This is a genomic window from Nitrospirillum karajorum (genome assembly GCF_036348415.1).
GTDB classification, from domain to species: domain Bacteria; phylum Pseudomonadota; class Alphaproteobacteria; order Azospirillales; family Azospirillaceae; genus Nitrospirillum; species Nitrospirillum amazonense_B.
The window spans coordinates 624,329-650,972 of sequence record NZ_JAZBQB010000003.1 but is presented as its reverse complement, the minus strand read 5'-3'; the positions used below and the strand labels follow the sequence as shown (position 1 = coordinate 650,972).

Annotated in this window: 26 protein-coding genes; 16 read left to right on the top strand and 10 right to left on the bottom strand. The window is 68.0% G+C overall.

Features of this window, described 5'->3' with window-relative positions:
• Positions 1–21: 21 nt before the first annotated feature.
• The 3 genes from UCD39_RS16620 to sppA all read right to left on the bottom strand — a co-directional run bounded on the left by UCD39_RS16620 (position 22) and on the right by sppA (position 4,139).
• Complete coding sequence (locus UCD39_RS16620) at positions 22–975, bottom strand: IS481 family transposase (protein ID WP_330497035.1); 954 nt, start codon at positions 973–975, stop codon at positions 22–24.
• Between the two features lie 122 nt (positions 976–1,097).
• Positions 1,098–2,204 carry a TerC family protein gene (locus tag UCD39_RS16615; protein WP_330497034.1) on the bottom strand — a complete coding sequence of 369 codons (1,107 nt, stop codon included), beginning with the start codon at positions 2,202–2,204 and terminating at the stop codon, positions 1,098–1,100.
• A 132-nt stretch (positions 2,205–2,336) separates the two neighbouring features.
• Entirely contained in the window at positions 2,337–4,139 is a 1,803-nt protein-coding gene (sppA, locus tag UCD39_RS16610) for a signal peptide peptidase SppA (protein ID WP_330497033.1), read from the bottom strand.
• 597 nt (positions 4,140–4,736) lie between these two features.
• On the opposite strand from sppA, the gene pabB reads away from it, so the two are divergent.
• The 4 genes from pabB (at position 4,737) to UCD39_RS16585 (ending at position 8,162) form a co-directional block, all read left to right on the top strand.
• Positions 4,737–5,840 (top strand): aminodeoxychorismate synthase component I, encoded by a 1,104-nt coding sequence (pabB, locus tag UCD39_RS16600; protein ID WP_330497032.1) that lies wholly within the window; start codon positions 4,737–4,739, stop codon positions 5,838–5,840.
• Positions 5,837–6,640: an aminotransferase class IV gene (locus UCD39_RS16595; RefSeq protein ID WP_330497031.1), complete on the top strand. Its 804-nt coding sequence runs from the start codon at positions 5,837–5,839 to the stop codon at positions 6,638–6,640. Before pabB ends, UCD39_RS16595 begins: the two co-directional genes overlap by 4 nt.
• Before the next feature lie 269 nt (positions 6,641–6,909).
• Complete coding sequence (locus UCD39_RS16590) at positions 6,910–7,386, top strand: Csu type fimbrial protein (RefSeq protein ID WP_330497030.1); 477 nt, start codon at positions 6,910–6,912, stop codon at positions 7,384–7,386.
• Between the two features lie 314 nt (positions 7,387–7,700).
• The gene (locus UCD39_RS16585) at positions 7,701–8,162 is read left to right on the top strand and encodes a spore coat protein U domain-containing protein (protein ID WP_330494960.1); all 462 of its coding nucleotides are present in this window, start codon (positions 7,701–7,703) and stop codon (positions 8,160–8,162) included.
• Positions 8,163–8,257: 95 nt separating this feature from the next.
• On the opposite strand, the gene aroC is transcribed toward UCD39_RS16585, so the two are convergent.
• Together aroC and fabI are read right to left on the bottom strand one after the other, a co-directional pair.
• On the bottom strand, positions 8,258–9,337 hold the full coding sequence (aroC, locus tag UCD39_RS16580) for a chorismate synthase (RefSeq protein ID WP_330497029.1): 1,080 nt from the start codon (positions 9,335–9,337) through the stop codon (positions 8,258–8,260).
• A 6-nt stretch (positions 9,338–9,343) separates the two neighbouring features.
• Positions 9,344–10,216, bottom strand: coding sequence for an enoyl-ACP reductase FabI (fabI, locus tag UCD39_RS16575; protein ID WP_330497028.1), 873 nt, complete (start codon positions 10,214–10,216; stop codon positions 9,344–9,346).
• Between the two features lie 125 nt (positions 10,217–10,341).
• Here fabI and UCD39_RS16570 point away from each other — a divergent pair, with 125 nt between their 5' ends.
• Genes UCD39_RS16570 through UCD39_RS16560 form a run of 3 tightly spaced genes read left to right on the top strand, consistent with a single transcriptional unit; the run spans position 10,342 to position 13,501 of the window.
• Positions 10,342–11,733, top strand: coding sequence for a YihY family inner membrane protein (locus UCD39_RS16570; RefSeq protein WP_330497027.1), 1,392 nt, complete (start codon positions 10,342–10,344; stop codon positions 11,731–11,733).
• 37 nt (positions 11,734–11,770) lie between these two features.
• Positions 11,771–12,448 (top strand): dienelactone hydrolase family protein, encoded by a 678-nt coding sequence (locus tag UCD39_RS16565; protein WP_330497026.1) that lies wholly within the window; start codon positions 11,771–11,773, stop codon positions 12,446–12,448.
• A 57-nt stretch (positions 12,449–12,505) separates the two neighbouring features.
• Positions 12,506–13,501: an aldo/keto reductase gene (locus UCD39_RS16560; protein WP_330497025.1), complete on the top strand. Its 996-nt coding sequence runs from the start codon at positions 12,506–12,508 to the stop codon at positions 13,499–13,501.
• 113 nt (positions 13,502–13,614) lie between these two features.
• Here UCD39_RS16560 and UCD39_RS16555 read toward each other — a convergent pair whose 3' ends face one another.
• Positions 13,615–14,505: a DnaJ C-terminal domain-containing protein gene (locus UCD39_RS16555; protein WP_330497024.1), complete on the bottom strand. Its 891-nt coding sequence runs from the start codon at positions 14,503–14,505 to the stop codon at positions 13,615–13,617.
• A gap of 156 nt (positions 14,506–14,661) precedes the next feature.
• Positions 14,662–15,132, bottom strand: a complete 471-nt coding sequence (locus UCD39_RS16550) for an RT0821/Lpp0805 family surface protein (protein ID WP_040842529.1) — start codon at positions 15,130–15,132, stop codon at positions 14,662–14,664.
• Positions 15,133–15,386: 254 nt separating this feature from the next.
• Here UCD39_RS16550 and pdxH point away from each other — a divergent pair, with 254 nt between their 5' ends.
• The 5 genes from pdxH to UCD39_RS16525 all read left to right on the top strand — a co-directional run bounded on the left by pdxH (position 15,387) and on the right by UCD39_RS16525 (position 19,755).
• Positions 15,387–15,983 (top strand): pyridoxamine 5'-phosphate oxidase, encoded by a 597-nt coding sequence (pdxH, locus tag UCD39_RS16545; protein WP_145735954.1) that lies wholly within the window; start codon positions 15,387–15,389, stop codon positions 15,981–15,983.
• On the top strand, positions 15,980–16,960 hold the full coding sequence (locus tag UCD39_RS16540) for a cation diffusion facilitator family transporter (RefSeq protein WP_330497023.1): 981 nt from the start codon (positions 15,980–15,982) through the stop codon (positions 16,958–16,960). Before pdxH ends, UCD39_RS16540 begins: the two co-directional genes overlap by 4 nt.
• Positions 16,961–17,165: 205 nt before the next feature.
• Positions 17,166–18,086 carry an MBL fold metallo-hydrolase gene (locus UCD39_RS16535; protein ID WP_330497022.1) on the top strand — a complete coding sequence of 307 codons (921 nt, stop codon included), beginning with the start codon at positions 17,166–17,168 and terminating at the stop codon, positions 18,084–18,086.
• A gap of 72 nt (positions 18,087–18,158) precedes the next feature.
• Complete coding sequence (locus UCD39_RS16530) at positions 18,159–19,412, top strand: ArsB/NhaD family transporter (protein ID WP_330497021.1); 1,254 nt, start codon at positions 18,159–18,161, stop codon at positions 19,410–19,412.
• 34 nt (positions 19,413–19,446) lie between these two features.
• Positions 19,447–19,755 carry a hypothetical protein gene (locus UCD39_RS16525; RefSeq protein ID WP_330497020.1) on the top strand — a complete coding sequence of 103 codons (309 nt, stop codon included), beginning with the start codon at positions 19,447–19,449 and terminating at the stop codon, positions 19,753–19,755.
• A 450-nt stretch (positions 19,756–20,205) separates the two neighbouring features.
• Here UCD39_RS16525 and panC read toward each other — a convergent pair whose 3' ends face one another.
• Complete coding sequence (panC, locus tag UCD39_RS16520) at positions 20,206–21,105, bottom strand: pantoate--beta-alanine ligase (protein ID WP_330497019.1); 900 nt, start codon at positions 21,103–21,105, stop codon at positions 20,206–20,208.
• Between the two features lie 60 nt (positions 21,106–21,165).
• On the bottom strand, positions 21,166–21,957 hold the full coding sequence (locus UCD39_RS16515; RefSeq protein ID WP_330497018.1) for a DUF6134 family protein: 792 nt from the start codon (positions 21,955–21,957) through the stop codon (positions 21,166–21,168).
• A gap of 359 nt (positions 21,958–22,316) precedes the next feature.
• On the opposite strand from UCD39_RS16515, the gene UCD39_RS16510 reads away from it, so the two are divergent.
• Together UCD39_RS16510 and UCD39_RS16505 are read left to right on the top strand one after the other, a co-directional pair.
• Complete coding sequence (locus tag UCD39_RS16510; protein ID WP_246130863.1) at positions 22,317–22,751, top strand: Fur family transcriptional regulator; 435 nt, start codon at positions 22,317–22,319, stop codon at positions 22,749–22,751.
• A 77-nt stretch (positions 22,752–22,828) separates the two neighbouring features.
• Entirely contained in the window at positions 22,829–23,953 is a 1,125-nt protein-coding gene (locus UCD39_RS16505) for a CobW family GTP-binding protein (RefSeq protein ID WP_330497017.1), read from the top strand.
• A gap of 78 nt (positions 23,954–24,031) precedes the next feature.
• Here UCD39_RS16505 and UCD39_RS16500 read toward each other — a convergent pair whose 3' ends face one another.
• A complete protein-coding gene (locus UCD39_RS16500) occupies positions 24,032–24,541 on the bottom strand; it encodes a DUF6622 family protein (protein ID WP_330497016.1) in 510 nt (169 codons plus the stop codon).
• A 159-nt stretch (positions 24,542–24,700) separates the two neighbouring features.
• Here UCD39_RS16500 and UCD39_RS16495 point away from each other — a divergent pair, with 159 nt between their 5' ends.
• Both UCD39_RS16495 and panE read left to right on the top strand, forming a co-directional pair.
• Complete coding sequence (locus UCD39_RS16495; protein WP_330497015.1) at positions 24,701–25,615, top strand: LytTR family DNA-binding domain-containing protein; 915 nt, start codon at positions 24,701–24,703, stop codon at positions 25,613–25,615.
• Between the two features lie 39 nt (positions 25,616–25,654).
• The gene (panE, locus tag UCD39_RS16490; RefSeq protein WP_330497014.1) at positions 25,655–26,578 is read left to right on the top strand and encodes a 2-dehydropantoate 2-reductase; all 924 of its coding nucleotides are present in this window, start codon (positions 25,655–25,657) and stop codon (positions 26,576–26,578) included.
• The last annotated feature ends 66 nt before the right edge of the window (positions 26,579–26,644 follow it).

Here is a 26,644-nt window from a genome sequence, read left to right as displayed (position 1 = left end):
CGGCATGAGATTCATGCCGCTCTAGGTGTGGAGTGTCATCAGGTTGTCCCGATCGAGGCCGATGCGGCTGATGGGCGGCAATGATTTTAGGCTGCTGTGTGGTCGATGCCAGTTGTATCGGTGCAGCCAGGCGGGCAATTCGGCGGCGCGCCCGTCTGAGGAGGGATACGCCTTTGCGTAGGCCCACTCCCGCAGGGCGGTTTGAATGAAGCGCTCGGCCTTGCCGTTGGTTTTCGGGGTGTAGGGTTTTGTCCTGATGTGTTTCAGGCCCAACTCGGCACAGGCGTCGCGGAAGGCGAAGGCCCTGTAGCAGGAACCGTTATCGGTCATGACGCGGGTGACCTTTATGCCCAGGCTGGCGTAGTAGGCGACCGCGGCCTTGAGGAACGGGACGGAGCTTTGGGTTGTCTCGTCTTTCATGATCTGGCTGAACGCCAAGCGTGAGGCGTCATCGATGCAGACGTGGACGAACTCCCAGCCGACGCCTCGGCTGTTGCTCTGGCCAGTACGGTCGCCGGTGATGCGATGGCCGACTTTCTCGAAGCGGCCCAGCTTCTTGATGTCCAGATGGATCAGTTCGCCTGGTGCCTTGCGCTCATAGCGGATGACCGGTTCCTGCGGTTGAAGGTCTTTGGCGCGGCTGAGTTTCGCAGCCCGGAGGACACGGCTGACCGTTGAGCAGGAGACCCCAGCTTCCTGGGCGATTTGCTTCCCGACCAAGCGCTGCCGGCGCGAAGCGATGATCTGTTCCACCACGGCCGGCGGTGTGGGCTTGCGCAGTCGGTGCGGCCTGGAGGACCGGTCCTCCAGGCCGGGCAGGCCCATGGCCTGGTACCGTTCAACCCATTTCCTGACGGTCTTCGCCGTCGTGCCGAAGGCTGTCGCCACGGCCTGAACGCCGTCGCCGGCGAGCACTCGCCGAACCAACTCGGCTCGACCCCTTGGCGTCAATCGGGCATTCTTGTGCACGTTCACTCGATCCTCCCGAGGATTGCTGAAGCTTCGCAACCTCAGCTTCCTCCGGCAGGATCGAGTGGACAACCTATTGGCAACTCACATCTAGGCCTCGACTGGGGCCACCCGGCGCTTGAGGGCGCCTAAGCTAGCAGCTTCAGCGCATCGGCCGGGGTGGCGACGCCCAGCACTTGGCCTTGCGCGTCCATGACCACCACCAGTTCCGCCCCCATGTCGCGCATCAGGGCCAGCACCGACCGTGCCGACTGATCCGGCCGGGCCACCACGGGGGCCAGGGCCTCGTCGCCCGTGACCATTTCCCCCGCCATCACCCGCTTCACCAGGTCATGGCTGGCGGCGAAGCCCAGCACGGTGTCCAGCCCATCGCGGCCCAGGATGACGTGGCTGTGGTTCAGCGCCAGGACCGCCTCGCGCACCTCATCCTGGCCTGCCGACAGATCCACCCATTCCACGGCGTCGCGCGGGGTCATTACTGTGGCGATGGTGGCCTCGCCCGGGGCGGCGGCGCCCGGCTTGGCCTGCTTGCGCCCGCCGATCTGGTTGGCCGCCTCGATCAGGATGGAAAAGCCGATGGCGGCGTACAGGTAGCCCTTGGGGATGTGCAGGCCCAGGCCTTCCGCCACCAGGCTGAAGCCGATCATCAGCAGGAAGCCCAGCCCCAGGATGATGACGGTGGGATGGCGGGAGATGAAGGCCATCAGCGGCTTGGACGCCACCAGCATGACCACCATGGCGATGCAGACGGCGGCCACCATGACCGGCAGTTCGTCGACCATGCCGACGGCGGTGATGACGCTGTCCAGCGAGAACACGGCGTCCAGCAGCACGATCTGCACTACCGCGCGCCAGAAGGCGTTGGCGGCGGTGCCGGCCTTGGGGCCGTGGTGCGCCGCGCCGCCCTCCAGCCGCTCATGCAGCTCCATCGTGCCCTTGGCCAAGAGAAAGGCGCCCCCCAGCACCAGGATGAGGTCGCGGCCCGAGAGCGGGAAGCCGGCGACGCTGAACAGCGGCTCGGTCAGCGTCACGATCCAGGAGATGGAGAACAGCAGCAGCAGGCGCATGATCAGCGCCAGCGACAGGCCCACCAGGCGCACGCGGTTGCGCTGCTCCGCCGGCAGCTTGTCGGCGACGATGGCGATGAAGACCAGATTGTCGATGCCGAGGACGACCTCGAGCGAGACCAGGGTCAGCAGCCCGAGCCAGATGCCGGGATCGGCAAGGAAGTCCATCAGGGGGGCCCTGTTCGTTGTGAGCCTGTGAGATAGGGACGATTTGTCGCACCCGCCAGGGCAAGTCGCGCAAATTCAACAGAAAGCCCCCGGCCGGTGCAACCGGGCCGGGGGCTTTCCCATCATCATCGGTCAGCGGATCGGGCTGTTGACGCTGAGGTCCGGCATCATCAGCACCTGCTCCTGGCGCTTGGCCGCGCGGACGATGGGCTGGGCCATGTCCAGCAGGGGGCCGTAGTCGGCCAGCACCTTTTCCGCCCCGCGCGCCTCGGCCACGCTGGCCATTTCCGCCGCCGCGTTGCCGTTGAACAGGTCCATCACCAGTTCGTACCCGGTCTTGGGCTTGGGGAACTGGACGATGTGCAGGTTGGCGTTGCTGGGGATGCCCGCCACCTGGCGCACCTGCTGCAATGCGATGTCGTAGCCGCCCAGGGCGTCCACCAGGCCCAGGTCCTTGGCCTGGCGGCCGGTGTAGACGCGGCCCTTGGCCAGTTGGCGCACCTTCTCGATATCCAGCTTGCGGCCCTTGGCCACGCCGTCGGTGAACTGGGTGTAGATGGCGTCCAGCATGGCGTCCTGGCGGGCTGCCTCGCTGTCGGTATAGGGGCTGGCCGGGCTCCAGATCGTGGCGTTGGCGCCGCGCGATATCTGGTCCACGCCCACGCCCAGCTTGTCGGCCAGGCCCTTGGCCACGAACTTGCCGCCCAGCACGCCGATGGACCCGGTCAGGGTGCCCGGCAGGGCGACGATGCGGTCCGCGTCCATGGCCACCCAGTAGCCGCCGGACCCGGCCACGTCGCCCATGGAAATGACCACCGGCTTGCCGGCCTTGCGCGCCCGGTCAACGGCATGGCGCACGGTTTCGGAGCCCACGGGGCTGCCGCCCGGGCTGTTGACCCGGAACAGGATGGCCTTGACGTTGGGCTGGTCGATGGCGGTGTCGAAGGCGTCGGCGATGCGGTTGGCGGCGAAGGAGGGTTCATCGCTGAAGCCACCGCTGCCCTTGCCGCCGCGCACGATCTCACCCTCGCCCACGATCAGGGCGACGGTGGGGCCGTCCTGGAAGGCGGAGCCGGCGATCTTGCCATAGGTCAGCAGGTCCACCGTGTCGGCGCCGGCCGCCTTGCCGCCGGCCCGTTCCTTGGCGGCGGCCTCCACCTCATCGAAATAGCCCAGCTTGTCCACCAGCTTGGACGCCAGCGCCTCGCTGTCCAGCAGGGGGGCGTGGTCGATGGCGGTCTTGACCGCATCGGGGTTCAGGTGGCGGCCATCGGCGATGCCCAGCACCATTTGGTCGTACAGATCGCCGGCCAGGCTTTCCGTCATCTCCCGGTTGGCCGGGGTGGCCTGCTTCTCGGCGAAGGTCTCGGCCGCGGTCTTGTAGTCGGCGCGCTTGGAGATCTGCGGCTGGATGCCGATGCTGTCCAGGGCGCCCCGGAAGAAGGTCTGGGTGACGGCGACGCCGGTGATGCCCACCGTGCCCACGGGCTGCAGCCAGACTTGGTCGAAGGCGCTGGCCAGGTAGTAGGGGCTCATGCCACTGCCGCCATCGCCATAGCTTTCCGCGTGGATGTAGGCAAATCGGCCGGTGGCGCGGAAACGCGCGATGGCGTCACGCAGTTCCTGGGTGGTGCCGATGCCCTGGCTGGCATTGCCGACCTTGGCGACCAGGCCCTTCACCTTGGGGTCGCGGCTGGCCTGTTCCAGCGCATCGATGATCTCGCGCACGCTGCCGTGGCGGCTGGCGATGAGGCTGGACCAGCCGTCCTCGCCCGGCGCTTCGGGCAGGGGCCGCTCGAAGTTGAACTCCAGCACCACGGATTGGGGCAAGGTGGGCTGCTTGTCCTTCGCCTTGATGGCCAGCAGGATCAGCCCCGCCGTCAGCAGGACGCCGAACAGGCCGATAAGGGCGAACAGACGAACGATGAAACGCATGGACGCGGTTCCTGGAAGCCGTAAAATCCAGAGGCCATACCACCACAGCGCGTGAGCCTTGCCAAGGCGGCCGGGCGGTAGGGCCGGCTAAGCGGACCCTTTCCTTTCGGTCCATTCCTTTCGCCCATTCCTTTCGGCTGAACCGGCGTTGGCGAAGCGGGGGCGACGGGGGTAAGGTCCGGCCACCATGACACCCCATGACCCCACGCTTCCCGGCGGCATCGTCGCCCTGGAAATTCCCCTGGCCGACCCGGTGGCGGTCTATGCCCGGCTGAGCGGCCTGGATCGGCCCTTCCTGCTGGACGGGGGCGCCGCTGACCCGGCCCGCGCCCGCTACAGCTATGTCGGCGCCGCGCCCCATGCCTGGGTGGAGTGTGTGGGGGGTACCGTCACGGTGGATGGGCGGCCGGTGCCGGGCGATGCCCTGGGCGTGCTGGCCGCGCTGCTGAAGGCGGGACGGGAGGTGTTGGACGTCGCCGCGGCACCTGCCGGCCTGCCTCCCTTCCGGGGCGGCGCGGTCGGCTTCCTGGGCTATGAGCTGGGCGGCCAGTTGGAGACGCTGCCGCCCCCCGGGGCGAGGGGGTGGATTTGCCGGACATGGCGGTCGGCTTCTATGACCGCATCGTCGCCATCGACCATGCCGAGGGCCGCGCCTGGGTGCTGTCTTCCGGCCTGCCGAAGCGGGATGCCATGGCCCGCCGGCAGCGGGCGGAAGAGGGGGCGCGGCACTGGGCGATTCTTCTCGGGGCCACCCCCCTGGCGGTGTCCATATCCAACGCCGGGCCCTGCCTGCTTGCCCCCGGTTGGCGGGCGGGGTGGAGCCGCGCGGCGCATGAGGCCGCCGTGGCCCGCACGGTCGATTACATCGCCGCCGGTGACATCTACCAGGCCAACATCACCCAGCGCTTCCTGGCCCGGTTGGCGCCGGGGGTGACGCCACTGGACCTCTACACCCGCGTCCGCGCCCGGGCGGCGGCCCCGTACTCCGCCCTGCTGGATCTGGGACCGGGTGAGCGCGGGGCCAGCCGGGCCATCGTGTCCGTATCGCCTGAGCGTTTCCTGGCCGTGGACGCGGGGGGCGCGGTGGAGACACGGCCCATCAAGGGCACGCGTCCCCGCGATGCCAACTCCGCCCGTGATGCCGCCCTGGCGGCCGAGTTGCTGGGGTCCGCCAAGGATAGGGCGGAAAACCTGATGATCGTCGACCTCATGCGCAACGACCTGTCGCGGGTGTCGGCCGTGGGGTCCGTCGCCGTGCCCACGCTGTGCGGCCTGGAAAGCTATCGCACCGTCCACCACCTGGTCAGCGTGGTCACGGCCCGGTTGGCCGCCGGCCAGGGCGCCGTCGACCTGTTGCGCGCCACCTTCCCGGGGGGCTCCATCACCGGGGCCCCCAAGATCCGCGCCATGGAGATCATCCATGAACTGGAGCCGGCGCGGCGCGGTCCCTATTGCGGCTCCGTCCTCTGGCTGGGATGGGACGGCGCCATGGACAGCAGCATCATCATCCGCACCCTGGCTGTGGCCGGTGACGAGGTGGTGGTGCAGGCCGGCGGCGGCATCGTCGCCGACAGCGACCCGGCGGCGGAGTACGAGGAAAGCCTGGTCAAGGCCCGCGCGCTGCTGACGGCGCTGGATCCGGACATGGCCTGGCCGCCGGTGCCAGCAGCCTGCCCCGTGCTGGGGAGTGCGGCGGCATGAGCGGCCTGGTCTGGCTGAATGGCAGCCTGCAAGCGGCCGAGGCTGTCGGCATCACCGTCAGCGACCGCGGCTTCCTGCTGGGCGACGGGGTGTTCGAGACGCTGCGCTGGCGGGGCGGGGCCGTGGTGCGCCTGGAGGCCCATCTGGCCCGGCTGGTCAGGGGCGCCGCCGTGCTGGGGCTGCCTCTGCCTCCGGCCGCCACCCTGGCGGCGGCGCTGGCCGACACGGCCGCGGCCAACGGCTTGGTGGACGGCGCGTTGCGCCTGACGGTCAGCGCGGGGCCGGGGGCCCGGGGGCTGCCCCGCCCGGCGACGCCCACACCCACCGTCCTGGTGACGGCCGCGCCGTCCGGGCCGGCGTTGGCCCCCGCCCGTGTCTTGATCGCCACCATCACCCGACGTAATGAGCACTCCCCCCTCAGCGGGATCAAGAGCCTCGCCTATCTGGACCAGATCCTGGCCCGCAATGAGGCGGTGACGCGGGGCGCCGATGACGCGCTGCTGTTGAACACCGTGGGCCATGTGGCGTGCGCCACCGCCGCCACCCTGTTCGCGGTCCTGGACGGGGCTCTGGTGACGCCGCCCTTGGCCTCCGGCGCCTTGCCGGGCACGCGCCGCGCCGCCGTCCTGGCCGCCTTAGGCGGGGAAGAGCGGATTTTGGCGCCGTCGGATCTCAGGCGGGCGACAGAGCTGTTCCTCACCTCCAGCCTCATGGTGCGTCCCGTGGTGGCGGTCAACGGCCAGACCGTGGGGGAGGGCAGACCTGGCCCCGTGGCTGTGGCGGCTCTCAGTCAGGCGTGATGCGTTTTGCATGTATCAACGCAATGATAACCGCTGACCCTATCCATAAGGCTCGATGCGCGATGCATCAACCGGGGTAGCCCGCGAGGGGGTATCGCCCCGCATCACTTTCAACCACGCGGCGGATTATTGGCTAATGAATTGTTATTAATTCAATTTTCCTATTTGGCAGGGGGTGGGGGCCTCACTTGGCATGCCGGGTGCTTATAACCAGGCATGAACAAGCCCGGGCGCTGAAGCCGCCCCCCGAACCGATAGGAACCTCTGCCATGATCCGCCGCATCGCCACCGCCGCCGCCACTGCCGCCCTGGTCTCCAGCGCCCTGTTCGCCGCCCCCGCCTTCGCCGCCGCCGGCACGTCGGGCACCATCCAGCTGAACAGCACGGTCGCGCAGACCTGCACCGTGGCGGTGACCGATGCCGGCGCCACCCTGAACATCCTGTCCGGCTCCAGCAACGTGGCGGTCGGCAGCGTGGTCGAGAACTGCAACGACGGCGCCGGCTATACCATCACTGTCGCCTCGGCCAACAACGGCACCCTGAAGTCCAGCGCCACCGGCGCCCAGGCCATCAGCTACACCACGAGCTATGACGGCACTAGCGGCTCGGGCTCCAGCTTCGCCGTCACCCGCTCCGGCGCCCAGTTCAACAAGACCGCCGCCGTGTCCGTGACCGTCCCGGCCAACGCCCAGGCCATCGCCGGCAGCTACGCCGACACCCTGACCATCACCATCGCCGGCAAGTAAGCCGACCCCTTCTTCGCCGTGCCAGAGGGCGCCCCCGACCGGGGCGCCCTTTCGCGCGTCCGGGCCGGCCCTGGCGAACGGCAAATCCTAATGCATTGATTCGCTTGCGTTCCTGGCCTTCCGCCCACTGCGGAACGCAATGGTTGGGCTGCCGCGCCCGGCGGGCCCGGCCGGTATAAATAAGATATATTAACGTTATCAACACATTAACAAATTGGCCCGGCGCGGCCCCGGTTCTGGCACCCCGTTTGCTCTTATTCCTTCCATCAAGCAAACGGGCAACAAGCCCAGCCGAACCGATAGGAACCACCGTCATGATCCGCTTCGCCGCCGCCGCCCTGATCGCCGCCGCTTCCCTGGCCGCCGCCCCCGCCTTCGCCGCCGCCAGCGCCTCGGGCACCATCCAGCTGAACAGCACCGTCGCCCAGACCTGCACCGTGGCCGTCACCGACGCCGGCGCCCAGCTGAACATCCTCTCCGGCTCCAACGCCGTCACCGTCGGCAGCGTGGTCGAGACCTGCAACGACGGCGCCGGCTACCAGATCAGCGTCACCTCCGCCAACGGCGGCACCCTGAAGTCCAACGCCACCGGCGCCCAGCCCATCAGCTACACCCCCATCTACGACGGCCAGTCCAGCGGCAGCAGCGTCAACGTCGTCCGCTCCTCCGCCCAGTTCAACAAGACCGCCACCGTCGCCGTCACCGTCCCCGCCAACGCACAGGCCATCGCCGGCAGCTACACCGACACCCTGACCATCACCATCCAGGGAAAGTGACGCTTCTTCCCCCAAAGCAAAACGGCCCCGCCTGGTCAGCCAGGCGGGGCCGTTGTCGATTCCGGGCCATCAGGGCGTCCGGCGGTGGCGCGGTCTTATCTGTAGGCCCGCAGGCGCAGCCAGTGATCGGCCAGCACGCAGGCCATCATCGCCTCGCCCACCGGCACGGCGCGGATGCCGACGCAGGGGTCGTGACGGCCCTTGGTCAGGATTTCCGTCTCATTGCCATGCACGTCCACCGTCTGGCGGGGCGTCAGGATGGAGCTGGTGGGCTTCACCGCGAAGCGGACGACGATGTCCTGGCCGGTCGACAGGCCGCCCAGGATGCCGCCGGCGTGGTTGGACAGGAACACGGGCTTGCCGTCGGGGCCCGCCCGCATCTCATCCGCGTTGTCCTCGCCCGTCAGCTCGGCGGCGGCGAAACCGGCGCCGATCTCAACGCCCTTCACAGCGTTGATGGTCATCATGGCGCGGGCCAGGTCGCTGTCCAGCTTGTCGTAGATGGGCTCGCCCAGGCCAACCGGCACGCCGGACGCCACCACCTCGATCACCGCACCGACGGACGAACCGTTCTTGCGGATACCGTCCAGGTAGGCGGCCCACTCCTCCGCCGTCACCGCGTCAGGGCAGAACAGGGGGTTCTGGTCCAGCTGGTCCCAGTCCCAGCGCGCGCGGTCCACCTTGTGCGGGCCCACCTGCACCAGGGCGCCCCGGATGGTCACGCCGCCCGGCACCGCCTCCAGCACCCGGCGGGCCACGGCGCCGGCCGCCACGCGGGCCGCCGTCTCGCGCGCCGATGAACGTCCGCCGCCGCGATAGTCGCGGATGCCGTAGCGTTCCCAATAGGTATAGTCGGCGTGGCCCGGCCGGAACTTGTCCTTGATGTCGCCGTAGTCCTTGGACCGCTGGTCCTCGTTCTCGATCATCAGGCAGATGGGCGTGCCCGTGGTCTTGCCCTCGAACACGCCCGACAGGATGCGCACCGTGTCCGGTTCGCGCCGCTGGGTGGTGAAGCGCGACTGCCCCGGCTTGCGCCGGTCCAGGAATGCCTGAATCCAGGCCTCATCCAGGTCCAGCAGGGGCGGGACGCCGTCCACCACGCAGCCCAGCGCCACCCCATGGCTTTCGCCGAAGGTGGTGAAGCGGAACTGGGTTCCGATGCCGTTACCGGCCATGGCCGTTTACCCTTCCGACTTCACCAGGCTCTGCAACAGGGCCGAGGTTTCCGCGGCGCTGTCCACCGCCAGCATGCCCACCGTGTGGTAGCCGCTGTCGACGTGGTGGACCTCACCGGTGACGCCGCTGCCCAGGTCGCTCAGCAGGTAGAGGGCGGAGTTGCCGACCTCACCGATGGTGACGTTGCGCTTCAGCGGGGCGTTCAGCTCGTTCCACTTCAGGATGGCGCGGAAGTCGCCGATGCCGCTGGCCGCCAGGGTCTTGATGGGGCCGGCGGAGATGGCGTTGACGCGGATGTTCTGGGGGCCCAGGTCGGCCGCCAGATAGCGCACGCTGGCCTCCAGCGCGGCCTTGGCCACGCCCATCACATTGTAGTGCGGCATCACCCGTTCGGCGCCATAATAGCTGAGCGTCAGCAGGCTGCCGCCGTTGGTCATCATCGGCACCGCCCGCTGGGCGATGGCGGTGAACGAGTAGCAGGAAACATCCATGGTCAACGCGAAGTTGGACCGGGAGGTGTTCAGGTACAGCCCATCCAACTCGTTCTTGTCGGAAAAGCCGATCGCATGCACCACGAAGTCCAGCGTTCCCCACTGTTCCTTCAGGGTCGCGAACACCGCGTCCATGCTGGCTTCGTCGGTGACGTCGCAGGGCAGGACGTGCGGCACGCCCAACTGCTCCGCCAGGGGCTTCACGCGCTTGGCCAGCGCGTCGCCCATATAGGTGAAGGCCAGTTCGGCACCCTGGGCGGCGACCGCCTTGGCGATGCCCCAGGCGATGGACCGGTCATTGGCCACGCCCATGATCAGGCCGCGCTTGCCGGCCATCAGGGTCCCGGTGGCGGGCCCCTGGGCGGGGGTTGCCGTCGAAGTGGTCATCCGTCTCTCTCCGGAAAATTAGGCGCGCATCCTACACGAACCGATTTTACGGTCAAAGGCCACCCACCCTATATTTGCGCACACCTAGAATACACGCCGGAAAGGTCTTCCCTTGGCAGGTTCCCATGACTGAGACGCGGGCACGATCCTCTCGCTGGGTGCGGTTGGCCGATCGACTGCCATCCGCCGTGCGCCATGTCGTGCTGGCGGTCATCGGTGTCACCACTTATGCCGTGCGCCGCTTCTACCGGGACAATTGTCTGCAGGCGGTGGGTTCGCTGACCTATACCAGCCTGTTGGCGGTGGTGCCCCTGCTGACCGTCGGTTTCGCGATTTTCCAGGCTTTCCCGGCCTTCCAGACCCTGCGGGCGGAGGCGGAAATGCTGCTGCTGCAAAACCTGGTTCCCCAGGTGGGGGAGAACCTGACCGAGCGCCTGCAGCAGTTCGTCAGCAACGCCGGCGCCATGACGGGGGTGGGCGTCCTGGGCCTCGCCGTCACCTCCATCCTGTTGTTCTTCTCCATCGAGGGGGCCTACAACGCCATCTGGCGCAGCCGGGAACGGCACTCCGTCCTGGTGCGGGTGCTGTCCTTCTGGGCGGTGCTGACCATGGCTCCTCTGCTGCTGGGCGTCAGTTTGTCGCTGTCCTCCGTCGCGGTTTCCTACCTGGGGGCCGAGGGCTCCGTGGTGGTGGAACTGGTGCGGCGGGTGCTGCCGGGTATCCTGGAAAGCGGGTTCTTCGGCCTGACCTATCTCGCCATCCCCACCCGGCCGGTGCGCTGGCAGGACGCCCTGGTGGGCGGGGTGGTGGCCGGTGCCGCCATGGAGGCGGCCAAGGTCGGATTCGCCGTCTATATCGGCCAGGTCCACACCTACACCACCATCTATGGCGCCCTGTCTGTGCTGCCCACGGTGCTGCTGTGGCTGTACCTGGTGTGGTGCCTGATCCTGTTCGGAGCGGAGGTGACGGCGGCCCTGCCGGAATGGCGGTCGGGCCGCATCACCGAACTGGGCCCCGCCGGGCTGTCGCCGGCTCAGCGCCTGGTGGTGGCCCTCGCCATCCTGCGCGAACTGATGCTGGCCTCCCGGGAGGGGCATGCCCTGAAACGGGCGGACATCATCGCCCGGGTGCCGGTGGGCGCCGTTGCCGTGGATGGCATGCTGGAACAACTGTGCGCCGCCAACTGGACCATCCGCACCGCCGACGGCGCCTGGGTCGCCACCCGCGATCCGCATGAATCCAGCCTCAGCGACCTGTACCTGGCGCTGGATTTCGGCATGTGGGGCGATCTGCTGTCGGTCGGCCATTTGCAGGCGCCCTGGCAAACCAAGGTGCATGCCATTTTCGAGCGGGCACGGCGCGATGCCGGCGCGCTCATGGATACCCCGCTGGCGAAGCTGCTGGCCCCCGAGGGAGAAGCTCAAGGGGGGCAAACCATTCCCGGTGAGCCGATGGCGGCGGAGCCGCCGTCCGGGACCGCACGCAAGCGGGCGGGCATCCAGTCCACGGGGGCATGACCCCTTTCTTTTCCTTTCAGATCAAGAGGAGGCCGACATGGCCGAAACCATCATGCTGCGCTCCGCCGTCGACGGCTTCGCGTTCACCGCCTTGCGGGAGGACGCCCAAGGTGTCCGCCAGGGCGGTGTCATCGTCATCCAGGAAATCTTCGGCCTCGACTCCTATGTGACCGAAGACGTGGCCCGCTGGTCCGCCCTGGGGTTCGAGGTCATCGCCCCGTCCATGTTCGATCGCCAGCAGAAGGGCTTCGTCGCCGGCCATGACGAGCAGGGCTACGCCACCGGGCTGGCCTACGCCCGGGCCAATGGGGTGGAGAACCCGGTGGGCGACGTGCGGGCCTGCGTCGACGCGCTGAAGGACAAGGGGCCTGTCTTCCTGGTGGGCTATTGCTATGGCGGCACGGTCGCCTGGCGGGCCGCCGCCCAGGTGCCGGGGCTGGCGGCGGTGTCCAGCTATTACGGCAGCGGCGTGGCCGGCCTGGCCGATCTGGTCCCCGCCTGCCCGATCATCTGTCATTTTGGCCGCAAGGACCCCCACATCCCCGCCGACCAGGTGGTGGAAACCCTGCGGAAAGCCCGTCCGGACGTGCCGGTTTACATCTATGAGGGGTCGGGGCACGGCTTCAACAATGACGGCCGCCCGGATTCCAACCGCGAGGATGCGCAACTGGCGCGCCAGCGCACGGTTGAGCTGTTCCGCGCCAACGCGCGATAGCCGATGCGGACCGGCAAGGTCCCGGCGTTTCATACGGATCATGAACGGGAGTTGGACATGCTGACACGGCGCAAACTGGGCCGGCAGGGCCTGGAGGTTTCGGCCTTGGGCCTGGGCTGCATGGGCATGACCCATGCCTATGGCAGCCCCGACGATGCGGAGTCGATCGCCACCCTGCATCGCGCCATCGAGCTGGGCTGCACCTTCCTGGACACGGCGGAGGTCTACGGCCCCTACACCAATGAGGAGCTGCTGGGCCGTGCCCTGGAGGGGCGGCGCGACCAGGTGCAGATCGCCACCAAGTTCGGCTTCGTCATCGGGGAGGGGGCGACGCCCCTGGGCGGCACGGACAGCCGGCCCGAGCACATCCGTGCCGTGGTCGAGGCCTCGCTGACGCGGCTGCGCACCGACCGCATCGACCTGCTGTACCAGCACCGCGTCGACCCCCAGGTGCCCATCGAGGATGTGGCGGGCACGGTCAAGGACCTGATCCAGGAGGGCAAGGTGCTGTATTTCGGCCTGTCGGAGGCCGGGTGCGACACCATCCGCCGGGCCCACGCGGTGCAGCCGGTCACGGCGCTGCAAAGCGAATATTCCCTGTGGGAGCGCAACCTGGAGCAGGACGTTCTGCCGCTGCTGACGGAGTTGGGCATCGGCATGGTGCCGTTCAGTCCCCTGGGGCGCGGCTTTCTCACCGGCATCGCCAAGCGGGCCGAGGAGTACCCGGACAGCGACTACCGTTCCAAGAACGACCCGCGGCTGCAGGGCGCCAACTTCGACGCCAACATGCGGCTGGCGGCGTTCGTGCGCGAGATCGCCCAGGGCTATGGCGCCACGGCGGGGCAGGTGGCGCTGGCCTGGCTGCTGCAGAAGCGGCCGGACATCGTGCCCATTCCGGGCACCAAGCGCCGCACCTACCTGGAGCAAAACCTGGCGGCCGATACGCTGACGCTGTCGGCGGTGGACGTGGCCCGCCTGGACGGGGCGCTGGAAACCCACCAGGTCGCCGGGCCCCGCTATGGCGAACGTGCCATGGCCATGGTGGACCGCTGATCAGCCCGGGATAGAGCGCTTATGTTGGCGGCATGAGATTTAACTCATGCCGCCATAGGCCCCGATTGCGGCGGCCAAGCGGCCGGATGGCCGCGCCCGGCGGTTGAGCGGACTTAACCCCACCCGGCCTTGCGGCGGACATCGTAGTCGTGGGTCTTGGCCCACTTCTCGATGAAGGCCTGCAACTCCGCATCCGGCCGGTCGGGCAGGACGACGGTCAGCTTCACATATTGGTCGCCCTGCGTGCCGCGTTCGGCATTGGCGACCCCCTTGCCCTTGAGGCGCAGGGTGGTGCCGGAGTTGGCGGCCTTGGGCACCTTCACCTGGACCGCGCCGTCCAGGGTGGGCACCTTGATGGTGGCGCCCAGCAGCGCCTCCTGCAGGGTGACCGGAACGTCCAGGTGGATGTCGTCCTCTCGCCGTACGAAATAGGCGTGGGGGCTGACGTGCACCTCGACGATGGCGTCACCGGCCCCCGCGCCGCCCAGGCCGGGCAGGCCCTGGCCCTTCAGGCGCAGCTTCTGCTGGTCCTGCGTGCCGGGGGGGATGGTGATGTCGATGCTCTTGCCCGTGGACAGGTTCAGGCGCCGCTTGGCGCCCAGGCAAGCCTCGGTGAAGGTCACGGTCACGGAATAGGCGACATCGCTGCCCCGCGCCTTCACGCCGCTGGTGCGCTTGCGCGCGGCGCCGAAGATGTCGGCGAAGGGATCGTCCTCGTAATCGAAATCGCCCGGGCGGCCAGCCCCGGCATAGGCGCGACGGAAGGAGCGGTCTGGCCGTTCGGCACCGCTGGCGTCGATCTCGCCCCGGTCATAGCGGGCGCGCTTGTCCGGGTCCGACAACAGGCTGTAGGCGCCGTTGGCTTCCTTGAACTTCAGCTCGATATCGGCCCGCCCGGGGTTCAGGTCGGGGTGGTACTGCTTGGCAAGGCGGCGATACGCCTGCTTAATGTCCTCAGCGCTGGCGCTGCGGCCGACGCCAAGGATTTGGTAGGGATCGCGCATGGTCGCACTATCTATTGCCGGTCTGCCCCCACAATATGCGCAACGCGCCCGCCGCTTCAAGCATGCGGACCCTGGCTATTTCGGGGACCGGCCCAGCCGAAAAAGCCCCCTGACGGCGCCATGGGCGGCCAGGAGGCTTTAATCCGGTAACCGGGATCAGTCGTTCACGATCTTCCAGCTGCCATCGGGCTGGCGGCAGGCGGTGCCGTAGCCCTGCTGGCGCTCGCCGCCGACCACGATGGTCTGTTGGAATTCGCGGCAGTAGGCGCCGTCGCCGCGGGTGCCGTCGCGCACCGGCGTCACGATGACCTGATGGTCGTTGTTGGGGTTGTTCCACACGATGGGCTGGCCGACCGGGGCGGTGTAGGCCATCTGCGTGTTCCGCTCCATGGCCGCGCGGTCGGAATCGTCCATGCGCTTGCCGATGGCGCTGCCGGCCAGGCCGCCCAGCAGCACGCCCAGGCCGGTCATGGCCAGCTTGCCGCCGCCATGGCCGAACTGAGAGCCCAGCAGGCCGCCGGCGGCGGCACCACCCAGCATGCCCACGGTCTGGTTCTTGCCCCCGGTGGTGTCACACGCGCTCAACAGGACGCTGGACGCCATCAACGCGATGATGACTTTCTTCATGATTCTTAGTCCTTCTTTCCTCTCCTGCGCCGCGCTTTCCCGCGGCATGGCCTTGCGCAATCCGGTCTCGCATCCCCGACACTGTCCCGCATCCACCCCTTTCGGGGCCACCGCCAATGATCTGGGGCAACAAACCACCCCAAAAATCATCCGGCGCCATGCGGGTCGTCCATGCGGCGTCCTGCGTGGACAAGGATGTAGTGTGGCGTATGGTAGGCGGCAATTCCGGCATATCTATGACACGGATTACCACCATGGATTTTGTTGTCGCACCCGACCCTTACGCCCTGTTCCAGTCTTGGCTGGAGGAGGCGTCGCGCACCGAGCCCAATGATCCCAACGCCATGTCGCTGGCCACCATCGGCGCCGATGGTATCCCGGCGGTCCGCATCGTGCTGCTGAAGGGCGTGGATGGCGGCGGCTTCGTCTTCTACACCAACACCCTCAGCCGCAAGGGCCGCGAACTGGCGGCCAATCCGGTGGCGGGCCTATGCTTCCACTGGAAGACCTTGCGCCGCCAGGTGCGGGTGGACGGCCATGTCGCCCCGGTCACGGCGCAGGAGGCGGACGATTACTACCGCGTCCGCCCGCGCGGCAGTCAGATCGGCGCCTGGGCGTCGCAGCAGTCGCAGCCGCTGGACAGCCGCGCCACCCTGGAACGCCGGGTGGCGGAAGAGACGGCCCGCTTCGGCGATGGCGACATTCCGCGCCCCCCGCACTGGTCGGGCTATCGCGTCACCCCCCTGCGCATGGAGTTTTGGCAGGATCGGGAGTTTCGCCTGCATGACCGCTTGGTCTATACTCGGCAGGGTGACGCCCAAACCTGGACCACGGAACGCCTCTACCCATGACGATGTCGGCCAAGGTGGACCCGGATCCCTCCCGCGCGCCCCTTCCGGTGGAGGGCGAGTCCGCCGGGGATCCGGATGGCCGGTGGCGCCGGGGCGCCACCTACGCCAGTGTCACCGTGGCCGCCATTCTCATCGCCGGCAAGTTCGGCGCCTACCTGGCCACCAATTCCGTCAGCATCCTGTCCTCCCTGATCGACAGCAGCGTGGACGCGCTGGCGTCGGTGGTCACGCTCATCAGCGTCGCCCGGGCCCTGAAGCCGCCTGACTTCGCCTTCCGCTTCGGCCATGGCAAGGCCGAACCGCTGGCGGCCCTGATCCAATCCGCCTTCATCGTCGGCTCGGCCCTGTTCCTGTGCTACGAATCGCTGGGCCGCCTGTTCGAGCCACGGCCGGTGGGCGATATCGGCATTGGCCTGTGGGTCATGGCCGCCGCCATCGCCCTGACCTTCGTGCTGGTGCTGTTCCAGCGCTGGGTCATCCGGCGCACGGCGTCGCTGGCCATCGGCGCCGACAGCCTGCATTACAGCGGTGACATGCTGCTTAACGCCGCCGTCATTGTCTCGCTGCTGCTGGGCCGCTGGACCGGCCAGGCCTTCTGGGATCCGCTGTTCGGCCTGGGCATCGCCGCCTTCCTGGCCTGGGGTGCCGTGGGCATCTCCCGCACCGCACTGGATGTGCTGATGGACCGTGAGTTGCCCGATGATGAGCGGACCCGGGTGGTGGATTTGGTCAATGCCCACCCGGCATCGCGTGGTCTGCATGATTTGCGCACGCGATCGACCGGCATGGGCCAGCATATCGAGTTCCACCTGGAACTGGACAGCCACCTGACCCTGACGCAGGCGCACGACATCACCGATGAAATCGAATCATCGTTGCGCGCCGCTTTCCCCAATGCTGAGATCACCATCCACCAGGAACCCGCCGGCCTGGAAGATGAGCGGCTGGACCACCGGCTGCGCCCGCGCCGCCACTGAGCCCGGGTTGCACGATACCGATTTCAAGAGGGCGTCCCCGGGTGACGGAGCGGCCCTTAAGGGGTAATTGCGCGTTCGCTTAGCGAACATCACTTGACAAGCGCTGTTCAGTTGTGCGCAAGCGCCCCTTGTCCTGTGCGACACGTCACAGACCTGCGTATAAGGTGGGGTTAGCTTGGCCGCGATGGAATTCGGGGCTTGGTTTATGGGTTTCACCGTTACCTTCTGGGGTGTCCGCGGGACTGTCCCCTGTCCGATGGCCAGTCATCTTGAGTATGGTGGCAACACCAGCTGCATCGAGGTGACGGCGGGCGACCGCACGCTTGTGCTGGATGCCGGCACCGGCCTGCGGTCTTTGGGTAAAAGCCTGCGGGCGCGGGGCGTCTGCGACGTGACCCTGCTGTTGACCCACACCCATATCGACCACATCAACGGCTTCCCGTTTTTCGAGCCGTGTTACTGCCCCGACTTTTCCATGCGGGTGATGGCGGGCCATTGCCAGGGTGCCCACTGCATCCAGTCCGTCATGGAAAAACCCATGGACTCCTGCCTGTTCCCAGTGCCGCTGCAGAAGCTGCGCGCCTCCCTGGTGTTTGAGGATTTCCGTCCCGGCGCCACGTTGGACCTGGGCGATGGCATCACGGTGCGGACGGCCCCCCTGAACCATCCGGGGGGTGGCACGGGCTACCGCATCGACTATGAGGGACGCAGCTTCTGCTACGTCACGGATACCGAGCATGATCCGGACCGCATGGACACCAACGTGCTGGGCCTGATCCAGGGTGCCGACCTGGTGGCGTACGACAGTTCCTACACCGATGAGGAATTCGCCGGCCGCCGGGGCTGGGGGCATTCCACTTGGCGGGAAGGGTTGCGCCTGGCCCGCGCCGCGGGCGTGGGCCGGCTGTGCCTGTTCCACCATGACCCCGACCATGACGATGCGCGCATGAAGGCCATCGAGGCCGAGGCGCAGCAGGAGTGGAGCCATTGCTTCGCCGCGCGGGAGGGCCTGCAGGTGGACATGGTGGCGCAGCGTGACCTGGGCTCCGCCGCAGGCCAGAAGGACGATCCCAAGGCCGACCTGTCCAAGGGCGCCCCGTCCAAGGGGACCGGGGTGGCGGCCTAACCGTTTCCGCCTGATATCCTAGGCCTATTTCACGCTTGCCGGCCGGGCGCGCGCCCTGTAGCGCTGACGCCCATGACCTTGCTGATCCTCATCACCTTCGCCGTCGTCTATCTGGGCATGGCCATCGGCCATCTCCCCCGGCTGAGAGTGGACCGCACCGGCATCGCCATGCTGGGCGCCATCGTCCTGCTGGTGGCGGGCGCGGTGACCGAAGGGGCGGCCATCAAGGCCATCGACTTCCCCACCCTGTTCATCCTGCTGGGCCTGATGATCCTGTCGGCGCAGTTCGCGCTGTCCGGATTCTATGACTGGTGCGCCTGGCGCCTGGCCAACGTGCCCTGGCGGCCGGAGGCGCTGCTGGCCGCCGTTGTCGCTGTGGCTGGCGGCCTGTCCGCCCTGTTGGCCAACGACGTGGTGGTCTTCGCCATGACCCCGTTGTTGTGCGCCGGCCTGCGGGCGCGGGGCCTGGACGTGCGGCCCTACCTCATCGCCTTGGCGGGGGCGGCCAACGCCGGCTCCGCCGCCACCGTTATCGGCAACCCGCAGAACATCCTCATCGGCCAGATGGGTCATCTGGGCTTCTGGCGCTTCCTGTTCGCCTGCGGCGTGCCTGCCTTCCTCTCGCTGATCATCGTTTATTGGGTGGTGGCGCGGGTTTGGCGCGGTCGGCTGGTGGACGGTGGCGCGTCACCGATACCAACTCGTTTGAACGGCGATGGACAGCCCCCCGGTCCGCCGGGGACTTGGCAGCTTTCCAAGGGCCTGATCGGGGTCGTCGTCCTGTTGGTCGCCTTCACCACGCCCTTTCCCCGCGACGTGGCCGTGCTGGGCATCGCCGGCTGTATGCTGGTCAGCCGCCGCTTCGCCAGCCGCGACATGCTGGGCCTGGTCGACTGGCACCTGCTGGCCCTGTTCGCCGGCCTGTTCATCCTGACCGGCGCCTTGGCGGATACCGGACTGCCCGGCCGCCTGGTGGACCAGTTGGCGGCGTCCGGCCTGCCCCTGGACCGCTTGCCCTTCCTCGGCGCCTTCTCCGTCCTGGCCAGCAACAGCATCGGCAACGTGCCGGCCGTGGTGCTGCTGATGAAGGTGTGGGCCCATCCGCCGGAGGGGGCGCTCTATGCCCTGGCGCTGTTCTCCACCTTGGCTGGCAACCTGCTGCTGCCCGGCAGCCTGGCCAACATCATCACGGTGGAGCGCGCCGCCGCCGCCGGTGTCACCCTGGGCTTCCGCGAGCACGCCCGCTGCGGCGTGCCCATGACCGTGCTATCCCTGCTGTTGGCTGCGGTGTGGCTGGTGGCGATGGGCTATATCGCGGCGGTGTGAGGGGATGGCGATGCGGCGGCTGGTGATAATGGGGATGGGCTTGACGTTGGCCGCCTGCGCCTATACGGGCGATCGGCGCTGGAACGTCGACATGGCCCTCCTGACGCGGGGAAATCCGTCGCTGGCGGCTCAGCAGGACCTGGTGCGGGAGAAGGAGCGGCACTTCCCCGAAACCCTGCGCGCCTGCGTGGCCGCCAACGACCCTGATCGTTTGCCCGACCTGGACGCGGGCCGGGGCTATCCAATTTCCGACTGGCATGTGGGCCGCGCCCACGACGCCGTGATGGCCTGCATGCGCGACCAGGGCTGGGTGGCCACCTCCACCAGCCGCCTGTCGCCGTAAGGCTCATCGCTCGCAGCGTCAGATTAGGCACCGCTTCAAATAGTGGAAGGCCATATTTTTGCCATCCGGGGTATATAGACCGGCGTCCACATGGCTCAGGGCTGCAGGGGCAATATGCGAGCAAGACAATGGGGCGCCTTCGCGGCTTGCCTGTTGCTGACCGGTTGCTTTTACACCATGGAGCGGCGCTGGGTGCTGGCGCATGGGCCATATCAACACGGATCGCTCCCAGCGTCCGCCGCCTGGGAAGACATGAGGCGGCGGTTTCCCGAAACCCTGCATTCTTGTGTGGCGGCGAACGATCCTGACCGCCTGCCTGACGTTGAGGCTGGTCGCGGGTATCCGCTCTCAGGCTGGTTCATTGACACGGATCGGCACAATGCGGTGCTGCATTGCATGGCGCTTCAGGGTTGGTACGTCCAGCCTATTAGGCCGATCGCCCTGTAAACCTCAGACCCCCGGCCCCAGCGCCAAATTGTCGATCAGGCGGGTGTGGCCCAGGAAGGCGGCGATCAGGGCGCGGGCGGGGCGGTCCACCCGCTCCAGCGGCGCCAGCGTGTCGGCGTCGACCACGGCGACATAGTCGATGCGGGTGAAGCCGGCGGCGGTCAGCGTTTCCGTCGCCTGGGTGATGGCCGGGGCCACGGGCCGGCTGCCATCGCCCAGCGTGTCGCGCAACTGGTTCAGAACCCGGCTGATGGTCACGGCTTGCCGCCGCTCCTCCGCCGACAGATAGCGGTTGCGGGACGACAGGGCCAGGCCGTCGGGTTCCCGCACCGTGGGCACGCCCTCGATGCGCACGGGGATGTCCAGGTCGGCCGTCAGGCGGCGGATGACGGCCAACTGCTGGTAATCCTTCTGCCCGAAGCAGGCGACATCGGGCAGGGCTTGCAGCAGCAGCTTGGTCACCACCGTGGCCACGCCCTGGAAATGGCCGGGACGGAAATGCCCCTCCAATGGCACGGCCACGGCCCCCACGTCGACCGTGGTGGTGAAGCCCGGCGGATAGATCGCCTCCACCCCCGGCGCGTACAGCAAATCGCAGCCGGCGCCGGCCAGCAGGCGGGCGTCGCCCGCCTCATCCCGGGGATAGCGGCTGAAATCCTCGTTGGGTCCGAACTGGGTGGGGTTCACGAAGACGCTCGCCACCACCCGGTCGGCCAGTTCGCGCGCGTATTTGACCAGAGTGAGGTGCCCCTCGTGCAGGGCGCCCATGGTGGGCACCAGGCCGACGCGCAGTCCTTCCTTGCGCCAGGCGGCCACACGGGCACGCAGATCGTCCGGGGTCCGGGCGACGGCGAGGGGGGACTGGGCGGAAGGCGGGGCCATGGCGGCGGTGTCCGTGCTCATGGCCCGGCATTTAGCGACGGGGCCGGTGACCGGGCAAGCGCTTTCCCACCATATCTCCGCTCAATCCCGCCGTTCCGGCGCCGGCAAGCCGGTCTCTGACCCGCTGGGGGAGGCGACCATGGTGCCGGTCGTCGCGGGCGTGCCTTGCAGGGCATAGGCGACATCATGCCCCCGGGCATGAAAGGCCAGCTTCAGCCAATGGCCGGACTCATCGTACCAGAAGTCCACTTTGTTGGTGGCCGGCGGCGGATTGGTGACGAAGCCCAGCGTGTAGTGGGTGGCGGCCACGGTGGCATCGCCAGCGCGGATCATCTCCTGCCCCTCGCGGTCCACCTTCACGTCCATGACCACGCCGCGAATGGTGTCCAGCAGGCGCGGTGCCGTCAGGATGGCGGGGTTCCAATAGCTGGTGGGGATGATGTCGGCGGGTGCGGTGACCGACCCGTGCGAGCTTTCGACCGCGAAGCCGTCCGCCACCGCATGCCCCTTCACCCAGTCCTTTTCGCCATCGTCGTCGGTGGTGCTATCCAGCGACACCAGGCGCCCGTCGCGCCAGACCTCGTGGCTGACATGGTGATAGTGGTAGGCCGTAATCATCAGCAGTTTGGCCTCGAACTGGATGTCGACATCCACGACCGTGTCGCCGTTGGCCGCCTTGGCCACCGTGACGCGGTGATGGCCCAGGGGCGTGTCACGGCCATAATGCGCGGCGAAGTCCAGCGACCGCTCCACGGTGGTGCCGGGCGTGCCGGGCATCGTCGCGGCCGGGACACCGCCCCGCTCCACGGCGCGCGTCGCCGCACTGGCGGGGGCGGCTGACCCGCCCCATATCAAGGTGGCGCCCAGGATCAACGCCGCGCCGGCGCGCCAGGCGAAGTTTGGCCAAGCGTGGTTTGGCCGAGCGTGGTTCGGAAGGATCGGAGCAAGGATGTCATATGGCATCGCGCGTCCCTTCGATGCGGTGGTGCCCCCCGGTTTCGGCCCTGCCGGGGTGCCTTATTCCCGGAAGCCAATACGAACGGTAACATGATTTGGTTTACGTGGGCGAACCGCACACCCTTCCTTCCGTGCTATGGTCCGCCTTAATGGCAGTTCGAGAAAGGCTTGCGTCAATGCCGGTCGCCCCCCTTAGCCCTAGCCCGCATGTCCATGCCGGCCCATCCCATGCTGGCCCCTCCCATGCCCATGGCGGGCATGACCATAAGGCCTGCGTGGGTGACGCCCTGGCCCGGGCGCACAGCCTGTGCGAGGCGCGGGGCGCTCGCCTGACCACGTTGCGCGAACGGGTGCTGGAATTGGTCTGGTCCAGCCACCGGCCCCGGGGCGCCTACGCCATCCTGGAAGAGATGGCGGTGGACGGCAAGCGCGTGGCCCCGCTGACCGTGTATCGCGCCCTGGATTTCCTGGTGGAACAGGGCCTGGTCCATCGCATCGAGTCGCTGAACGCCTATGTCGGCTGCCCGGAACCCGGACAGGCCCATGCCGGGCAGTTCCTGGTCTGCGAACGCTGTGGCGACGCCACCGAGCTGAACGAACCCGCCGTGACCAACGCCATCACCAACGGCGCCGCCGCCCGTGGGTTCCGTGTCCTGCGCCAGACGGTGGAGGTGCTGGGCCTGTGCCCCGCCTGCCAGTCCGCGGCCTAAGTCACCACCGCCCGGAAGTCACCACCGTCCAGACCGCCCCATCCCTTTTGTCCGCGATTGATCAAGGAACGCCTGCCGTGACCGCTGTTTCCTCCGCCCGCCTGCCCATCTCCGTCCTGACCGGCTTCCTGGGCAGCGGCAAGACCACGCTGCTGTCCCGCATCATCCGCGACCCGCGCATGGCGCGCACCGCCGTCATCATCAATGAGTTCGGCGAGGTCGGGCTGGACCACCTGCTGGTGGCCAAGGCGGATGAGAACACGGTGCTGATGGATTCGGGCTGCATCTGCTGCACCATCCGCAGCGACCTGGCCGATACCCTGCGCGACCTCTACATGCGCCGCCTGCGGGACGAGGTGCCGGAGTTCGACCGCGTGGTCATCGAAACCACCGGCCTGGCCGATCCGGCCCCCATCCTGCACACCCTGATGACCGACCCGCTGGTGGCCGCGCGCTTCCGCCTGGACGGCGTGGTGACCACCGTGGATGCCGTGCACGGCATGGGCCAGCTGGACGCGCAGGAGGAAAGCCTGAAGCAGGCGGCCGTGGCCGACCGCCTGGTGCTGACCAAGACCGATATCGCGACGCCCGAGGCGGTCGAGTATCTGAGGGAACGGCTGAAGCAGCTGAACCCCGCCGCCCTGGTGGTGGATGCCCAGACCGACGACGCGCTGCCCGTGCTGCTGTTCGACGCCGGCCTGTACAATCCGGAGACCAAGAGCCTGGACGTGCAGCGCTGGCTGCGGGCGGAGGCCTATGACGACCATGGCCACCACCATCATCACGATCATCATCACCATGACCATGGTGACGGGCATGACCATGCCGAGTGCGACCATGAGCATGGCCATTGCGAGCATGAGGACCATGATCATGACGCCAACCGCCATGACGAGGCCATCGGCGCCTTCTGCCTGACCTTCACCCAGCCGCTGGTGTGGGATGAGCTGGTGGGCTTCCTGGAAACGCTGGCCCGCCTGCGTGGGCCCGACGTGCTGCGGGTGAAGGGGGTGCTGAACGTCCAGGAAAGCGACCAGCCCATCGTCATCCACGGCGTCCAGCACCTGTTCCACCCGCCGGTGCAACTGGACGCCTGGCCCAGCGACGACCGCCGCAGCCGCATCGTCTTCATCACCCGCAACGTCAGCCGCCAGGTGGTGGAGACGCTGTACGCCAGCTGCACCGGGAAGAGCGTGGGCTGAGGGTTGGAGCCCGCGCCTGGAAAGGCTGAAAGCGGCAGGGGGAAATGCCTTCTGCCGCTTTTTTCTTGGGTGCGCGGCTCAAGCGGCGGCCAGCGCCACCTCCGGCGCGCGGCGGTAGCTTTGGATGAAGCGCCAGGACCAGCCGGCGAAGTAGCCCACGCTGAAGCCCGATACGCCAATGTCCAGGGCGATGGCGGTGTCGTGCAGCTCGGGGCGAGTGGCGGCCATGACGTTCAGGACGTAGTGGGAACCGAACAGGAAGAGGTTGCGGACCAGGGGCACCCAACTGCCCGGCTGGCGTACCAGGCCGCGCTTACGGTCCACCTCGATGCGCACGGTCGTCAGACTGGCCAGGCCCAGCCCGATGACGGCGCCCACGGCCCAGTCCAGCAACACGGGGCCCGGGGGGCCGGGGCGGGTGACCAGGCCGTACAGGCCCCAGATGATGAAGACGCCGGGGATCAGCCAGACGCGGCCCGTCTGCTGTACCGTGGTCCGCAGGCGCCGCGCCCCCATGAACACCAGGAAGGCGAACAGCGCGAAGATCCAGACGGGGGTGTGGCTGATGATGCGGGAAAGGATTTCCATGACGGGATGGGCTCCAGGATGGTGCGCCGGGCGGCGTGGCCAAGGGGTTGATGGCGCTAGCCTTCACCCAGGCGGCTGGCTGCGGGCAACGCGCCCTTCGCGGCCCGCTTGACGGATTTCGTGAGTGGCTGATAAAGGCCGTTCACGAAGCGCGAACGGATGAGGCCGGTGTTGACGGCGGAACGCGGGGTGCAGCAGGGGGCCGACGCGGGGCGCGCTGGAAAGCGGCCACCGGGAAGCCTTGCCGGCATCGTCACCGTCGACCTGCCCGACTGGGTGCGCAGTTGGGGCGGCGTCGTGGCGCTGTCCCTGGTGCTGGCCATGTTCGGGCCCTATGGCACCTTCCTGTCCATGGACAGCCTGTCGCGGGTGGCCTTTTGGTGCGCGTCGGCCCTGGGCATCGCGGCCATGACGCGCGCGGTCCATGCGGCCTTGCGCCGCTGGCCCATCGCGGCCGCCTGGCCCGCCTGGCAGCGGCGCGGGGTGTCGGCCCTGTTGGCATCGTTGCCCGCCACGCTGTGGATCATCCTGCTGTTCAGCCTGTGCGCCAAGGTACCCCTGGCCGCGCTGCATTTCTGGCGCGTCTGGCCGCAGGTGATCGTGACCAGCATGGTCTTCGCCGTCATCCTGGGGCGCCGGGATCCGATGGCGCCGCCGACCGAGGCGCCGGCGCCCGAGCCGGTCATTGTCGTTCCGGAACCGGCCCCGGTTTTGCCTGCTCTTGATATTGCCGCTCCAGATTTAGCGGGGGCCTTTCTCGCCAGCGCCTGTCCGCGCCTGTCCGGCGCGCGGCTCCTGGCGGTGGAGGCGGAGGACCATTATCTGCGAGTTCATACCGATCGCGGGTCCGACCTGGTGCTGATGCGCCTGCGCGACGCCATCGCCGATTTGGGCGAAGGGCTGGGGATGCAGGTCCACCGGTCCTTCTGGGTGGCGCGCGACGCGGTGGTGGAGGTGACGGTGCGGGGCCAGGTGGGGCAGCTGCGCCTGAGCGATGGAACGGTGGTGCCGGTCAGCCGTACCGCCCTGCCGCGCTTGCGGGCCGCCGGCTGGCTGGACGGTGGTAAGAATTGACTGGGCCACGGGCCCAGGATGGAGAAAGGGTTTGATGCGATGACCATGCGTATCCTGGTCCTGGGCGCCGGCGCCACCGGCGGCTTCTACGGCGGTCACCTGATGATGGCGGGGGAGAACGTCACCTTCCTGGTGCGGCCCAAGCGCCATGCCCAGCTGATGGAGAGCGGCCTGGTGGTGGTCAGCCCCGTGGGCAACATCATCCTGCCGGCCCAGGCCGTGACCCGCGTCACCAAGCCCTTCGACCTGGTGCTGCTGTCGTGCAAGGCCTATGACCTGGACGCCGCCATCGAGGCCATCCGCCCGGCCGTGGGACCGGAGACCCGCATCCTGCCGGTGCTGAACGGCCTCAGCCACCTGGACCGGCTGGACGCCGCCTTCGGTGCGGAGCGGGTGATGGGCGGCTTGTGTCACCTGACCATCACCATGGACCCGGACGGCACCATCCGCCATCTGCACGCCTTCAACCGCCTGACCTTCGGCACGCGCGACCCCGCCCAAGCGGCCCTGGCGGCGGCGCTGGCGGAGGCTTACGCCAAGTGCCCCATCACCGTGGTCAACAGCCACGACATCGTCCATGAGATGTGGGAGAAGTTCTATTTCCTGGCCACTCTGGCGGGGGCCACCACCCTGATGCGGGCACCCATCGGCGCCATCCTGAAGGCGCCGGACGGCCTGGCCTTCATCACCGGCCTGCTGGAAGAATGCACCCGGGTCGCCACCGCCGCGGGCCACCCGCCCAGCGCCGAGCGCGACGCCGAATCCCGCTATCACCTGACCAAGGAGGACAGCAGCCTGTCCGCCTCCATGATGCGCGATATCGAAAAGGGCGGCCCGACGGAGGGGGAGCATATCGTGGGCGACATGCTGCGCCGGGGGCGCGACCTGGGTCTGGAGCTGCCCTTGCTGACCCTGGCCGCCACCCACTTGCGGGCCTATGAGGCGCGGCGCACGGCCTCGTAACCACCTCATCGGAGCGGGGCGCCTAAGCGTTTTGGGGAGCGTCGGCGGACTGGAACGCGAGGAAGC